Genomic DNA, 16,431 nt, shown 5'->3' on the forward strand with positions numbered 1-16,431 from the left:
TTTATTTTAGAAGCGCCTATTTAGCGCGCGGCTGCTGGCGACTTATCCCAACAAATCAAATAAAATAAAATCTTTAATCGCAAAACCTGTAATCGCAAACATTTTGGCGGTGACTGCCGGTTTTTTATATTCATCTTTTGTATATTCAGGGGGAACGTCCGTACTACTACTAATACTGTCTGAATCGTCACTAACAGCATTAACTGTATTAGCACTTTGATTACAACTGGTACTACTGCTACTGTCATGTTTCACGGCAATCACCTCCTCTAGCTTGTGCGCGCCAACGCAAAACCGTATCATCGTATCATCATTGAACCGGACGGCAAGCAAGAAGACACAAGGTGATTTTTAAATCAAAAGAAATCAGCCTTAATCTTGTCGTTCAAGCTTCAGCTTCGCAGGGCGGTGGTGTTGCATTAGTCGAAGCCTTGAAATCGACAACGACTGTTGACCAACTTGCAGTGTCTCCACTGTGTTGCGGCAGCAACCCGTATCCCCGTGGTAGCCTTACCTACCGACCGTGCTCATTATAAATTATCACTGCTCTTGTGTCAACCTATTTTTGAATCGAAGTGCATTCGCGCGCTACGCTCTAAGTGCTCATGCAAGTCGATTAGAGAAAAAGCCTCTTGAAGATTTAATCAACAAGAGGCTTTAAATCAACAATCAAATAAGATTGCTACACACTCACTACTACTTGCGATGAGCGCGATAGAAGCGAATCAAGCTCTGGGTAGAAGCATCCTGAGCTGCCAAAGCATCGTCATCCTTAGAGATTGCAGGAGTAATCTGCTTTGCAAGCTGCTTGCCAAGCTCCACACCCCACTGATCGTAGGAATCCAAGCCCCAAACAGTGCCTTCGACGAAGGTGATGTGCTCGTAGAGAGCAATCAACTCGCCCAAGCTAAATGGAGTCAAAGCTTCGCCGAAGATAGAAGTGGTTGGACGGTTGCCGCTAAATACGCGAGCTGGAACAATCTCTTCTGGAGTTCCTTCAGCGCGAACTTCGTCAGCAGTCTTGCCGAAAGCAAGAGCCTTAGTCTGTGCAAGATAGTTGCCCAAGAAGAGCTCGTGCACATCCTGATCGCCATCCTTAGTAGGATTTGGCGTGTTCACGAAAGCAATGAAATCAGCTGGAATAAGCTGAGTGCCCTGGTGAATCAACTGGTAGAAAGCGTGCTGGCCGTTGGTGCCTGGCTCACCCCAGAAGATTTCGCCGGTTTCGCTTGTTACAGGAGTGCCGTCCCAGCGCACAGACTTACCGTTGGATTCCATGGTGAGCTGCTGCAAATAAGCTGGGAAGCGGTGCAAGTACTGATCGTATGGAAGCACAGCGTGGGAAGCAACCTTGTAGAAGTTGCGGTACCAAACGTTGAGCATACCGAGAAGCACAACAACATTCTTCTCGAATGGGGTTTCAGCAAAGTAGGTATCGATTGCGTGGAAGCCCTTCAAGAACTCTTCGAAGCGCTCTGGTCCAAGAACTACAGCCAAAGAAGTGCCAACAGCGGAATCCACAGAGTAGCGACCGCCAACCCAGTTCCAGAATCCGAAAGCGTTGGTTGGGTTGATGCCGAACTCTTCAACCTTCTCGAGGTTGGTGGAAACAGCCACGAAGTGCTTAGCAACAGCTTCAGCCTTCTTTGCGTCGCTGCCGTCAATAGCACCGCTCTCCTGAAGCTTGTTAAGCAACCAGGTACGAGCTGTACGAGCGTTGGTCAAAGTTTCCAAAGTGGTGAAGGTCTTGGAAACAATGATGAACAACGTTGTTTCTGGATCCAAATCCTTGGTCTTTTCTGCCATATCGTTTGGATCAATGTTGGAAACGTAGCGAGCGCTAATACCAGCGTCAGCGTATGGCTTCAAGGCTTCGTAAACCATGACTGGACCAAGGTCGGAACCGCCGATACCAATGTTTACAACGGTCTTGATGTTCTTGCCAGTAACGCCCTTCCAAGCGCCGGAGCGAACTTCGTTAGCAAAATCGTAAATGCGACCCAACACTTCACGCACGTCGGCAACGGTATCCTGACCGTCTACCATGAACTTACCAGCATCTTCGGCTGGACGACGCAAAGCGGTGTGCAATACTGCACGATCTTCGGTGTTGTTAATGTGCACGCCAGTGTACATCGCCTTAGTGCGCTCATCAAGCTTAACTGCCTTTGCAAGGTCGGCGAAAAGCTTAAGCGTCTCTGGCTTAATCAAATTCTTAGAAAGATCGAAGTGGAGGTCTCCAGCTTCGAAGCTCAACTTATCCACGCGATTTGCATCCTGAGCAAACCACTTCTTCAGGCTCACGCCTTCGGACTGCAATTCATCATAGTGCTTCTGCAAAGCAGCCCATTCAGGTGTTTTAACGGCGTCAACTGGTGGATTGATGGCCATTTCTTGGTCCTTTCATCTTGAATGAAGTGACGTGATGCCTTGTTTTATCAATCTTTAGGCACACTTGAACACGTTTTAATCACAATAATCATCGAGAATCATAGTGAACTATAAAGTAAACACGTGTAAATGCGCGCAAAGTGGAACTTGTGCATCACTATCTTCCAATTGCCAAGATACTCACAAAAGCGGACAGAAATACACTTTGACTAGAACACATGCGAACATTTGCGGCGCGTCATGCTAGACAAATTGCAAATATTAATATATAGTATTTGATTTGTGCGCGAGTCGCGAATGCTTCTCGGGCAAATTGCCACTTTAGCTCAGTCGGTAGAGCGTCTCACTCGTAATGAGAAGGTCGACAGTTCGATTCTGTCAAGTGGCTCTTAAAGTTTCTTTTTCGCTTGTTTTAGGCGATTTAAGCGCGAGTGGCGAAATGGTAGACGCGCAGGATTTAGGTTCCTGTGTCTTACGACATGTGGGTTCAAGTCCCATCTCGCGCACAAAAATGGACCAGATGCTATTGCACCTGGTCCATTTTTTTCTTAAACGAAACAACCAGAGAAAATATTAACTCTTAGTCTAAAACTACACTCCAAAAGCATAAGTCTTAGTATCTTTGAGTGTACCATTAGATGTGTAGGCTTCAAAATGTGTCCAATAAATTCCAGGTTTAGGACTCCACAAAGCCCACGGACCCTTAAATTGGCTCACCCATTGTTTGGCGTTATAGTCATATATTTTGATAATCGTGTAACCATTAGGATTATTTGTAGTAGCACCTAGTAAAACATTGCTACCGCGCCAAGCCGCATAAGTGCCAGAAATCACGGTATCACCTGTAAAAACAGGAGCCGGTGCATTTTGAATCTCATAATGGAAAGCAATTGTTTTGTTACCCAAAGGCTTCTTAGTGAACGAATCACGAACATCACAGTGAAGCCAATAATCACCGTTGCTTGTCACCCAAGAAGCCCAATTGCTAACAGACCAGTCAGAAATAGTCTTCCACTGCTTATTAAGCAAATCGTAAGCAAGCCAACGGTATTCCATATGATTGTAAATACTACTACTTGCTGCAGCGCCTACAGCTATATCGTTACTGCGAATAATCCACGTAAAATCGATGTGAGCGCGGCTTGTAGGCGTAGTTGGCCTAGTACCAAATGCATTTAAATCAACATTACCTTGAATTCCAGATACAGAACCGCTAGAAGTGTACTGCCAGCCGCCTAATGGTGTTGTAATGTTAAAAAGCGTAGTGGCACCATAGCTAGCAACCCAGCTTGTACGATCGTGAATATATTGGGAATTAAGCGGACCGTTTAAATAATTAGCATAAGAATAAACACCTAGATTAGTGTATCCAGCAGAAGCCAGCTGATTCCACCACGATGCGACAATATTCTGATAAACGTATGGATCAGTAGGTGGTTGATGCCCTGCCCACTCCCATCTTTCCAAATCGTAGTAAACAGGGTATGAAAGGTCACTTGGATTAACTCCAGCACCTTGCAAAAGCCTTGCCACATCGGCACCTTCGGAAGCGCCATCAGAAGGCGTTTCAGCGTAGGAATAAACATAAACTCCAAAAGGAATACCTAAACGCTTGCATTCGTTGATATTTCGTACAGCATACTTATCGTAGCCATTATCCCAACCGTAGCTGATGCGAATTATTGCACCTTCTACTCCAGCGGCTTTAGCAGCAGCCCAATCAATTTCATGCTGATGTTCAGAAACATCTATAACACCTCTAGCGTTATAAGCAAACATGTTTCCGTTGCCATCAAAGAATGATTGAGAACCATTGTAATCTTCCCATTCCACACCATAATTTGTTACAGGCAAATAGGCTTTGCGAACAATACCATCAGTTGTTGTGGCTGTTTTAGAAGACAATATTGTTGAATCTTTTGCTTTAGCAGAAGATTTAGACTCGTCTGGAATAGGCTGATTTGAGCTTATTAGACGAACTTTGGAAGGATTGGCAGAATTCGTAGAATTGTAGCGCTTAATTGCTTTTCGCAAATCTCCAACAGTAATAGGCGTAAAACGTCTTCCATCGCTCTTAGCAAGAGGATCTGGCTGCTTGTCTTTAGTGCCAATAATTTTAGGATCAGTAACAATATCGCCAGTTTTAAGAGATTTCAAATGACCAGTAGATGTAAGAGCATATTTTGAAGAAACTACTTCGTCACTATTCTTAAATGACGACGCCACTTTTGAAGGCAACTTAAAATCAGGATTATTGGCATCACCATCGGCAAAACCATTCAAACGATTATCTTCAGCAGAATTACTATTCCCATTATCTGCACTTTTTATTGCATTATTTTTGGCACTTCTTAATGAACTTCTTGATGAACTAGAAGCAGAGCCTTCAAAAACACCACGTCCTTCAACATTAATAGATGGAGAAACGTTCATAACAAATGCAGCAGCAACAGAAACTAAACTTGCAATTACACGTACAATAATTTGTCCCACAACTCCTCCAGAGATATGCTTTTACGTGTTTTTACCTCATACAACCATAGCAATATGCGCAAACAGTAAAGAATCAAATCGCAAATCAGAATAACGAAAAAACACAAAAATAACTATGACTAATCACGATATATTTAGAACAATCGGAATCAAAGAAATCACAGAAATCAAGTGGAGCGGATGACGGGAATCGGACCCGCGTCATCAGTTTGGAAGACTGATACTCTACCATTGAGCTACATCCGCAATTGCACGTAATGGAATTTTTATAAGACCCCAAAACAGCGACTCGAACAATTATACAGATGATTTTGACATAAAACAACTAACGACACTCCACTTAGATTCTCAAGAGCGTTGTACCACACAATTAACATTCCCGTGTTTGTTCCCTTTTTATGCAAATACGACAACAAACGCGGGAAAAATACACAAAACCATACAGTGCAAATTGCAAAATATCTAAGCTATTTCTAGAATCACAAACGCAGATGCGATTGCAGATGCGTCTTCAAGCAAACCATCGTGGCTCAAAGAAACATGCCATCTAATAGAAAAGCCATTCTGTGCATTAATCATAGGAACCGTGCCTAAAGATTGCATAAGCTTTTCATTAACAGCATCATCAAGATGAACACTTGGGCAACCATAAGAATCATCTAAAATCTCAATACTCGCCCACGGTGTGTTATCTAGCGTGTAAGGATATTTTGCATCTCCAAACGAAGATAAAGCCTCACACCAAGATTTTATAACCGCCTCTTTTCCAGCCCAGCGCGCTGCAATATGCATCGCCTCAGCGTCGTTTTTTGAGTGCGCTCGCATGGCGCACTGTCTAAGCTCTCTCTGAGAAAACAGAGCACGCCAACCATCGCCATCATGCATCTGCTGAGCGAATTGTGCAACGTTTACCAAGTCGTGCCCTATTCCTGCAATCATACACACCTACTTTTAGTACATATACATACTTTTTTATGTTCTACGCAAAAATACTATATAAAATCTTGTATAAAATATATTTAAATCAACAATCACTTGCACGCTTTTACTGCAGTAGCAAACGCCGAAAAAGTCACCGGCAAATGTTTTCCAAAACTACAAAAACGACAGCAAACGCCAGAAAATTACGCACGCTACTACCTGCTTAAGCATGTGTACAAGAAACGCTACAAGTGTGATTAATTCATATGCGAATAAATTACTATAAAACGATAAAATTTTAGATAATTTTAAACAATCCGTCGTTATGACAATATTTTATACATAGAGCACCCCCCCCCCCCCGCAGGAAATTTTACAGTTATGGAACACTTAACAATAAAAAAATTACGACAAAATAGTAAAAATACGATATAATATTATGCAGCATGTATATAAGCGTACTTATTGTCTACCGTTGCTTTATGCAAACACAGAATTCGTATTTGAAGAAGAACTAGACACAAGTTTATATACGACACACATTAAGGAACGTTAAATTAAGAAGCACAAGAATAAAGGATTACGGATTATTATGGCAAATAACAACCGCAAAAAGCATGCACGCGAGCAAGTTGAGAGCTCGTTTAAAAACGTTGATTCATCTTCTGCGTATGCAACCATGCGCAAGGTTTCATTGAGCACACTTGCCACAGTTCTCACTGCAGCAACCTGCTTGGGTGGTCAGCCAATCCTCGCATCCTCTAATATTCTTCTTCCTCCAACTACGGCAGCTTTTGCGCAAGAAGTGCGTAACGCTGATCCTACTCCTTGGCTGCATACGCCAAACATTCTTGAGTTCCAAAGGTATCGCTTTGCTAACAGCAATGGAACAATCGGTCAAATAGGATCCGACGGTTTGGGTGATTACAGTAATACTACTAAAAAGTCGGATATGTATGCACACCTTGAAGAAAACAACGGTGCTAAGTATTTAGTCTTCGATGTGTTCTTTAACAACGACGGTAAAGATATGACTGGCGCTTCCAAGCAACAACAGTATGTTTGGCAAATTCCTTTTGCAGTTGCTGACTTAAATAATGGTTATTACAATGGAGACACATTAAGTGATTTAAGCTTTGATTTTTATAAACGAAATGGCACTAGTCCACAAACAACAAACGCTGTTCTTTCACGCGATTTTTCATTATTCACTAAAGAAAATAGCCAATCAGCAACACTTAGTAAGCCTTTGCAAGATGACCAGCACCTTGGAAATTCTATTTACAAAATAACCTTAGGCATAAGAGGAGGAAACAGCAACAAGCAAGATTTGAGTGATACTTTCCACAAGAATGCAGGCGACGGGGTTATTAGCAATGCTACAACATTAACAGGCGTATATAAGGGCAAGAGCTACGGCATCGGCTTAAGAACTACGAACGTCGACTATGCAGTACACATGCATTGCAAAGTAAAGTTACGTCAAGGAGTCACTCTTGATGACATTCAAGATGCTTATACATGGGCAAATACAAGTACTTATGGTAGAACGACTAACTCAGCATACACCTTTATTTCTGGTCGCGAGCGCTGGAAAGAACCAAATCTTAAGCGCACAAAAAGCGATAACACTGCTCCAAAGCTGTATTTTAATGGCAAAGAGATTAGCGATTCCAACAACAGCATTACCGTGTATCAGGGAGATATTCCTACAATCACTTTCGGCACATCAGATGACAGCGGAAAGGTTAATAGCTTCTCAGTTAAGGGTCTTCCTAACGGTAATGGAGATGTCACTGAAAACAGTAATGGCATGGAAGCAACTGAAGCTAAGCATCACAACCATGTTGTTAATAGAGTTAAGTTTGAATATAAGAACGGCAACACGCCAGCAAATACTGACTACACGGTTACTGTCTCTGCAACCGACGCTTCTGGAAACAAAGCAGAAAAACAAGTAAAAATAAAACTTGAAAACCTTAATAAAAAGTACAAGGAGCCAACTGCTACACCAATTACTGTTGATTGGGGGCATAAGGCAACTAATGAAGAATTAAAGAAACATGTTTCTAATATTGAAGGCGGTGGACAACTAGATTTCAATACTTTCCCAGAGACTAAACTACCAGATATAGCTTTTAATGGAAAAGACACTGCTACAACATCCACATCAGCAAAAGTAATATATTCAGACAATTCGTACCATATTGTTAAGATTCCTGTAATTGTCAGAAAGCCGCTCGCATTGCAACACAAAAGCGAGCTGAAAGATCACGAAGTTAAAGTAAATGTTGGCGACCCTCTTACTAAAGCAGGAAACAAGGTTGACGCTAAGGAATATCTTGGTATAACCGATAAGAAGGTTAAAGATAACATCAAGAGCGCAGAGTGGGTTAATGGCGAGCCTTCCACAGCTGTTGCCGGAAAAAGAGAGTACACTGCTAAAGTCACGTTTAGCGATGGCAGTACAGCGGAAGAAAAGGTTACTTTCACAGTTCGCCCTAAGAAACCTACAATTGAAACTGATTTGACTGGTGTTGCAGGCGTAAAAGGCAAGGAAGTTGTAGTTGACGCTGGTCCTGGCACAGCTGGAAGCACTGTAACGCTTAAAGATAGCAAGGGCAATCAAATTGGAACTGGAAAAGTTGGCAACGATGGCAAAGTTACGATTACAGTTGCTAACGGCATTCCTGAAGGAAGCATTACTGCAGTAACTACTACTGCAGATTCCGTAAGCTCTGACGCAAGCGACGCTAAGAAGGCTACTAAGGATGACAAAGCTCCAACGCTTACTGCTGATAAAGATAGCGTTACCGTAAAAGTTGGCGAAGATCTGAAAATTCAGCTTACTGCAAAAGATGATGTAAAGATTGAGTCTATTGACACAGCAACAGCAACGATGGCTCTGTTTAAAAATGACCCAACAAAGCTGCTTAGTAACCCAACTCGCGCTGGAGTCAAGTACGATTCTAAGAATAATACAGACACACAGAAGAAACTTACTTATACATTCTCTGGCTTTAAGCCTGAAGAAGTTGGCACTTATACTCTTACGTTCTCCGCAACTGATGCCGCTGGTCACAAAACAGAAAAAACTGTGACTGTAAAAGTGGAGAAAAAAGAAGACATTAAGTCAAAGAATATTGCTGTTGACTTAGGTCACAAGCTCACCGAAAAAGACGCCGAAAAAGCTATTGCCAACGGAAGAAAGCTTAAAAAAGCAGGCGCAACCTTCAAGTGGAGCACTGAAACTGGCGGAACTCCAGACACTTCCACTGTTGGCAAGGAAAAGACTGGAAAAGTTATTGTAACTATTCCTACTAACGACAAAAATCACCCACGCGTTGAAACTGTTGCTGTTAAGGTAACTGTTAGGGATAACGAAAGTCCTAAAGTTGCGATTCAGCAAAAGGGCGACGGTGGTACATATAACACCATTGATCCTGGATATCCAGATGGTCCAAAATACCCACCAGTATTTACTATCACTACGTACCGCGGTGATAAAAACGATATTAAGATTACCGCAACAGACAATAGCGGAGAAGTTACAACTCTTACTTTAACGCCTAAAACTCCAGGCGAGACAGAAAAAGCTCCTACTGGAACTGGCGCAACTGCAGATCCTAAGACTTTGACGCTTGACGGCACTACTCCACTCAACACTAAGCCTGGCGAGTATACGCGTACCTTAAAAGCGGTGGATCCTTCGGGCAATCCTAATGAAGTAACTGTTAAGTTTATTGTTAAGCCGCAATCCGACAAATATGGTGATGTTAAAGGCACGCCTGTTACGTACAACATGGGCAGCGGCACAAAGCATCCAGATCCTAAGAGCGGTATTGATCCAGAAGCAGTGAAGAAACTGCCTAAGGACGCTAAGTATTCTTGGGCTAAGGAACCAGATTGGAATAAGCCTAGCAAAGATACAACCGCTACAGTTCGCATAACGTTCCCAGACGGCTCAACTAAAGACGTGGAGACAAAAGTTACCGTTAATGACAATATCGCGCCTGTTATTGATAACCCTGCTACAAATCAGGTGAAACATGACGATAAACAAATGTACTACCAATTTAAAGTACATAAAGATAAGCCTTTTGATATTGAAATTAAGTCTTACGATAACAGCGGCAAGATTAGTAGCGCAACAATATCAACATTCCCAGGCTACGACGGAAAAATCACTGTTGACAATCAAAACGGAAATTCTGCAGAAAAGCCTGCAACTATTCATATTAAGGGCACTGGAAAGCGAGATCCGAATATAACCAATTCGTCAGACAATAAGTGGTCTCGTGAGCTTGTTGTTACAGACGAAGCTGGCAACGAGTCTAAGCTTAAGGTTCAGATTTCCGTATACACGGATGCTGAAGAGCATAAGGCTACCGCATCTAAAGTTGATAATCCTAAAAATAAAGATGCAATTAAAAACGCTATTAAAATCACTAAATATGACAATCCAAATACGCCAATCAATAAGACTGGCATAACATTTGACGTTGGAGATATTCCTACCCAAGATGGAAATTACGCTATTCCTGTAACTGTTAAATATCCAGATGGATCTTCCAGCAAGATTGAAGTGCCTATTGTCGTTAATAGGGAGTCCAACAACTATGACCCTGTTGGTAAAACTATTACAGTTCCATGGAATTCAAAAGAAGATCTTTCCAATAAGATTAAATCCTTCGGTGAAAGCAATGGCTTGAAGTGGAACGGCGACTCTCCAAAGCAAGATCCAACAGTAGAAATCGTCAACACGAAAGACGTTCCAAGCACCGATAAGCCTGGCGAAAGCCAAGTGCAGGTTAAGGTTACGTATTCGGATGGCTCTAGTGACGTTGCAACAGTAACTGTTAAAGTGCTGAAGCCACAAAGCGAAACTTATACGCCAGAAGGTCAAACAATTAACATTGACTACAATAAGACGCCGAATACAGGTATATCCAGCAAGATTACCGGCGTTGGCAAGGATAAAGGCATTAGCTTTGGTAAAGATAAGCAAGGCAAAGATATAACGCTTCCAGAAGGCGCAAGTATTGCTATTGACGACAAAGCTAAGACTGTTCCAGATGGCACTCAGCCTGGTACTTTCGATATTCCTGTAACCATTACATATAAGGATGGCTCTAAAGATCACGCAACAGTAAAGGTTACTGTAGGAAAGCCTCAAAGTGAAACTCATACGCCAAAGGTTGACGGCGGAATCACTAAGAAGTATGGAGAAAGTGGCCCTTCTGACAATGACATCATTGCTAAAGTCACTGTTCCAAACAAACCAAATGGTACAACAATTACAGTTGATAAAGGTCAAACACCTATCGACACTAAGACTCCTGGAACCGTAAACGTTAAGGTTACTGTTAAGTATCCTGACGGTTCTGAGGATCACGTGGAAGTTCCTGTAACAGTTGGCGAGCCAGATAACGAAACCTACAAGCCAAGCGCAGAAGCTATCAACAAGAAGCGTAATGAGAAAGCTCCTGATGCTGATGAAATCAAGAAGGCTGTAAAGACTTCTACAGTTAAGAACAAGACTGCTCCAAAGGAAACAAAAGTAGAGCTTGTAGATCCAAAAACTCCTCTACCAACTACAGATAAGACTGGCACAACTAACGTACCTGTTAATGTCACATATCCAGATGGTTCCAGCACTGTTGTGCAAGTGCCTGTAGTAGTTACAGATACCGATGCCACTGCAAACACTCCTGCAGTTGACCCTGTAGAAGAGCCGTATGGCACTGGTAAAGAAAAGACCAAGAAAGCTGTTACGGATGCTGTAACTGTTCCTGATTTTAAGCCAAAGAAGGATGGCGATAAGCCAAAAGTCACCATCACCAGCAAAGATGAGGATATTCCAGACGGCACAAAGCCTGGCACTTATCACGTTAAGGTTAAAGTCACGTACCCGGATAACACAACTGATGAAGTTACTGTTGATGTGACTATTAAGAACAAGCAGTCGGATACTTTCGAGCCAAAGGTAACACCTGTTGTTAAGCCGTTTGGCAAGCAGGTTACATCTGATGATGTAACAGGCAATGTAACTGTTCCTAATTGGTCAAAAGATTCAAAGGAACAACCAAAGATTGAGTTGAACGAGCCTAACACAAAGCTTCCAGATGGTAAGACTCCTGGAAACTCTACTGTTAAGGTTAAAGTCACCTACCCAGATGGCACGACTGACATTGTTGACGTGCCAGTAACTATTAGCAATAAGCAGTCTGAACTTTACCCACCTAAGGCAGATAATCTTGAAAAAGATAATGGTCAAAAGCCTTCGGACGACGAAATTATCGGCAAAGTAAGTGTTCCTACCTGGCCAACGAACGAAACAAATAAGCCAACTTACTCTATTGCTGATGGCGATAAGTCTAAGATCCCTAATGGAGATAAGGCTGGCAAGTTTGAAGTGCCTGTAACAGTTACGTATCCGGATGGATCAACAACTGTTATTAACGTACCTGTAACTATCAAGGCTCCAACTGCTACAGCTAAAGTTGTGACTGTGCCAAAGGGCGTGGAGCCTAAGCCAGAGGACAGCATTGTCAATAAGGATAAGTTCCCTAATGGCACTAAGTTCGAGTGGGATAACAACGGAAAACCAGACACATCTAAGGAAGGTAACAGCGTAAAAGGCAAAGTAAAGATTACTATTCCTGGATCTGATACTCCTCAAGAAGTTGAAGTAAAGGTTAACGTTGTTGACCCAAGTGCATCTGAAGTCAACGTGCCACAGGGCAAGGATTTGCCAGAAGCTAAGGATGTTATTAAGGATTCTCACGATACTAGTAAGTTCCCTAATGGCACTACGTTCGAGTGGAAACCTGAAGATAAACCAGATACTAACAATCCTGGCGCAAAGAATGGCAAGATTATTGTTACTATTCCAGGTCAAAAGCCTGTGGAAGTGTCTGTAACAGTGAACGTTTTGCCAAAGCCAGAAGCGAATGTTGTGAACGTTCCACAAAATGGCACATTGCCAGAAGCTAAGGATGTTATTAAGGATTCTAGCGATACCAGTAAGTTCCCTAATGGCACTAAGTTCGAGTGGGAAGATAGTGGCAAACCAACTACAGATACCGTTGGAGAAAAGACAGGCGGTAAAGTAAAAGTCACCATTCCAGGTGTAAATGGCAAGTCTGGTTATACGATTGATGTTCCTGTAACTGTGAACGTAAACCCTGCGCCTATAGCAAAGGTAACCACCGTTGCACAGAACAGCAATCCTGATCCTAAGAACAGCATTGATAACAGCACCAAACTCCCTAAGGGAACCACCTTCGAGTGGAAGAAAGATGCTGCTCCAAAGACCGACAAGCCAGGCACTGCTAGTGGCACAGTGATTGTCAAGATTCCAGGGCAAGCACCTCAAGAAGTGCCAGTAACAATTACTGTGACACCAGAACCTGTCGCAAACGACGTAACTGTGTTGCAAAAGAAGAATGGTGACACAACTGACACTACTCCTAAGCCAGAGGATGTTATTAAGAATCATAAGGATCTACCTAAGGATGCTAGTATTTCTTGGAAGAAGAAGCCTGATACATCAAAGACTGGCAACCAACCAGGCGTTGTGACCGTTAAAGTGCCAGGCGAGCCAGATGTTGACATTTCAGTCAATGTGTTCGTTGTGCCAAATCCAGCCGGTAAAACGGTGAGCGTACATGTTGGTGATTCTCCAAGCGCAGAAAACAGCATTGCCAATAAGGATGAGTTACCTAACGGAACCAAGTTTGCTTGGGCAACTAACGGTACTCCAGATACCAAGACAGCTGGAAACAATAAGAGCGGCACTGTCGTGGTAACTATTCCGGGTATCGCAAATCCTGTGAACGTACCAATAACAGTAAACGTTGTGGCACAGAACAAGCCATTTATCAACGATGGTAAAGCCGAAAACAAGCCTGGTGATAAAGGTTCTGCAGATAATGGCAAGACAACTATTACTGGTAAGGGAACTCCTGAAGCCACTATCAAGGTTCAAAACAGCAATGGCACCGCATTGAAGGATGGCGATAAAGAAATAACTGTCACTGTAGATAAAGATGGCAACTTTACCGTTGATGTTCCTCATCAGACCCCTGGCACAACACTCAAGCTTGTTCCAAACAAGGGTGGAGTTGATGGTGATGCAACTACTGTAACCGTCACTGCTAAACCACAAAAGCCAACGATTACGGTACCAACCGACAACCAGAAGAACGACGGAAACGTAACTGTAACTCCGCCAACTGATGACACAACGGTTGTAAAGATTGAAATCAATGCTAAACCGAATTCAATCAATGGTCCAGAACAGCCAGTTCGCACAATTATTGCCAAGAAGGATAACGATGGTAAGTGGAAGATTGACGGAGACGCTCCAGATGGCGTAACTGTTAATCCAAATACTGGCGTTGTTACGATTCCAACAAAGAATTTGGAAGACGGCAGCACTATTACTGCAGTATCTAAGAACAAGACGGACAAACCATCTGATCCTGCTACTGCTGTAACTGGCTTTAAGACTCCACAGATTAGTGAGCAAACGCTAAAAGACAATCCAGATGATTCTACTAAACAAATCATCACTGGAAAGACTCTTCCGGGCGCAACAGTAACTGTTACCGATAACAATGGCAATCAAATCGGAACTGGTACCGCAGATAAAGATGGCAACTTCACTATTACTATCGACAAGCAAAAGCCTGGTGCCATCGTCACCCTCACACCAACCAACGGTAAGGGTGATGGTGCAAAGACGGGCGATAGCGTAAATATTACTATTGGCGGAAATATTACTAAGCCGAATATTGACACTCCAACCAATGGTGGTGCTAGCGTGACGCCTGATCTCACGGATACGCGCGTGAACAAGGTTGTAGTTACTTACACTCCAGAAGGCAGTGAAACAACCGCAACGATTACTGTTGTTGCTGAAGGCGACAAGCATGAGTGGAAGATTGACGGAGACACTCCAGAAGGCGTAACCGTTAATCCGCAAACTGGCGTTGTTACGATTCCAGCAAACAAGATTAAGCACGGTAGCACTATTACTGCGCAATCAGAAGACAGTAGCGATAAGACTGGCAAAAGCAAGTCAGAAGTGGTAACTGCTAAAGTTGGCGAAAAGGAGAAGCCTGCACCAGAACCAACGCCAACGCCTGCGGGTGAGCCGACTATACTCACGCCACAAGATGGTGTTGAGCAAGGTTCCGCAACTGTTACCCCACCAGCAGATGCTGATACTCTAGAAATCACGTATATTCCAGAAGGCGATACAACGACTCCTGTAACAATTACCGTGAAGAAAGATAAGAATGGTAACTGGACTATTAACGGTAATACTCCAACCGGCGTGACTGTTGATCCTAAGACTGGTAAAGTCACCATCCCTGCAACCCAAATCAAGGATGGTAGTACGATTACCGCGCAAGCCAAGAAGAATGGTCAACCATCCAACAAGGCAAACGGTAAAGTAGGAAACAACCCAACCAAGAAACCAACACCAACGCCAGAACCGGCACCGACACCGGAACCAGCACCTGCGCCAACCCCAGAACATGAATCTGGTTCTCATGATTCTGATGAACACACTGGCAACAGTGAAAACAACAGGAATAAGAGCAATAACACTCAGTTACAAGCTCCTAAGTCTCCTGCACATCACTCCTCCGGTCATGTTGCGCAATCAAAGTTAACCAATACAGGCTCTGCAATTGCTGCAGCAAGCACTGTTGCTGCACTCGCAGGCGCAATAGGTGCTGCACTCGCAGTCATTATTCGCAGGAAGAAGCGCGACTAAACGTTGGTGGTGCAACAAATATTAAAATTGAATAAATAATATACATATGCTCCGTGATAAAAGGGTTCGCAAAATTTACGACAACTCTTCAACCACGGAGCATTGTTATATCTGTAAAGCTATAGAACTGTAGGCTACAGAGGTATAAGCTACAGAGATATAGGTGCGACAAATAGATGCCGTTAAATGATCTGGGTACTGGTAGCGGGTACTGGTAGCGAAATAGCATACCACTGCGATAATGACAGCGTACTACTGGCATTAGGTAATATCAGGCGACATACGCAATGCTACACGTACTAAATATGGCATACTGAACTACAGAGCTACTTACGTAATTTTTAACGCAACTCCAATCGCCTTACATTTTCCTGCAAATGTGGTCAAATAAAGCCAGAGCGAAAACAGATGCCGTGGAATAACACAGCAAATGTTTCCACATAACGCCAAAACGACTACAAACGCCGGAGAAAATTCCCCGGCGTTTGTAAGTAAGCAGCAGCTCAGCAGTAGCAGCCGCTGGCATCTAGGCGAGCGTCTGGGTTTAGAGCGTAGTACGGTTTCCTTACTTGGTATTGCGCGAGGTTTGAGTATTTCTCTCCTCGCAAATCCCGTCGCTACTCTCCTCTTTTATTGCTCGTATAGAAATACATCAAACCTTCTGAATATCTAGAACTTTTGCGTGGTTTTTATCACCGAGATTCTCGATTTTTCTTGCTACTTCAGCGAATCACCATCAAAGAGCTGCGAATCGACTTGCTTGAGCGCTTAAAGCGTAGCGCGCGAATGCACTTCGATTCGCTGAGCTTGCTCAAAGTTGAAAGCAAAGTGTGCTT

General features: G+C 43.1%; 5 protein-coding genes, 3 tRNA genes and 1 riboswitch. Of the genes, 3 read left to right on the forward strand and 5 right to left on the reverse strand.

The annotated features are described in order from the left end of the window. Window positions 1–42: 42 nt before the first annotated feature. Together HXT20_RS05405 and pgi are read right to left on the reverse strand one after the other, a co-directional pair. The gene (locus tag HXT20_RS05405; protein WP_226913173.1) at window positions 43–255 is read right to left on the reverse strand and encodes a hypothetical protein; all 213 of its coding nucleotides are present in this window, start codon (window positions 253–255) and stop codon (window positions 43–45) included. Window positions 256–368: 113 nt separating this feature from the next. Beyond that, a riboswitch (M-box (ykoK) riboswitch) is annotated at window positions 369–529 on the reverse strand. 167 nt (window positions 530–696) lie between these two features. Next, window positions 697–2,391, reverse strand: coding sequence for a glucose-6-phosphate isomerase (pgi, locus tag HXT20_RS05410; RefSeq protein WP_004114451.1), 1,695 nt, complete (start codon window positions 2,389–2,391; stop codon window positions 697–699). A gap of 315 nt (window positions 2,392–2,706) precedes the next feature. On the opposite strand from pgi, the gene HXT20_RS05415 reads away from it, so the two are divergent. Both HXT20_RS05415 and HXT20_RS05420 read left to right on the forward strand, forming a co-directional pair. After that, window positions 2,707–2,779: transfer RNA gene (locus tag HXT20_RS05415), tRNA-Thr, on the forward strand. Window positions 2,780–2,816: 37 nt separating this feature from the next. Beyond that, window positions 2,817–2,897: transfer RNA gene (locus tag HXT20_RS05420), tRNA-Leu, on the forward strand. A gap of 85 nt (window positions 2,898–2,982) precedes the next feature. On the opposite strand, the gene HXT20_RS05425 is transcribed toward HXT20_RS05420, so the two are convergent. The 3 genes from HXT20_RS05425 to HXT20_RS05435 form a co-directional block, all read right to left on the reverse strand. Further along, entirely contained in the window at window positions 2,983–4,884 is a 1,902-nt protein-coding gene (locus tag HXT20_RS05425) for a glycoside hydrolase family 25 protein (RefSeq protein ID WP_422114304.1), read from the reverse strand. Window positions 4,885–5,056: 172 nt separating this feature from the next. Next, window positions 5,057–5,130, reverse strand: a tRNA-Gly gene (locus HXT20_RS05430). Between the two features lie 216 nt (window positions 5,131–5,346). Next, the gene (locus tag HXT20_RS05435; RefSeq protein ID WP_004573780.1) at window positions 5,347–5,823 is read right to left on the reverse strand and encodes a holo-ACP synthase; all 477 of its coding nucleotides are present in this window, start codon (window positions 5,821–5,823) and stop codon (window positions 5,347–5,349) included. 574 nt (window positions 5,824–6,397) lie between these two features. Between HXT20_RS05435 and HXT20_RS05440 the strand changes: the two genes are divergently transcribed. Continuing rightward, on the forward strand, window positions 6,398–15,595 hold the full coding sequence (locus HXT20_RS05440) for a Rib/alpha-like domain-containing protein (RefSeq protein ID WP_422114305.1): 9,198 nt from the start codon (window positions 6,398–6,400) through the stop codon (window positions 15,593–15,595). The last annotated feature ends 836 nt before the right edge of the window (window positions 15,596–16,431 follow it).

The organism is Gardnerella sp. DNF00109, assembly GCF_049262845.1.
GTDB lineage: Bacteria > Actinomycetota > Actinomycetes > Actinomycetales > Bifidobacteriaceae > Bifidobacterium > Bifidobacterium vaginale.

What these genes read in the sequence shown, in the direction of transcription:
- pgi (WP_004114451.1), bottom strand. Translation starts at nt 2,391, where the DNA reads ATGGCCATCAATCCACCAGTTGACGCCGTTAAAACACCTGAATGGGCT.
- HXT20_RS05435 (WP_004573780.1), bottom strand. Translation starts at nt 5,823, where the DNA reads ATGATTGCAGGAATAGGGCACGACTTGGTAAACGTTGCACAATTCGCT.
- HXT20_RS05440 (WP_422114305.1), top strand. Translation starts at nt 6,398, where the DNA reads ATGGCAAATAACAACCGCAAAAAGCATGCACGCGAGCAAGTTGAGAGC.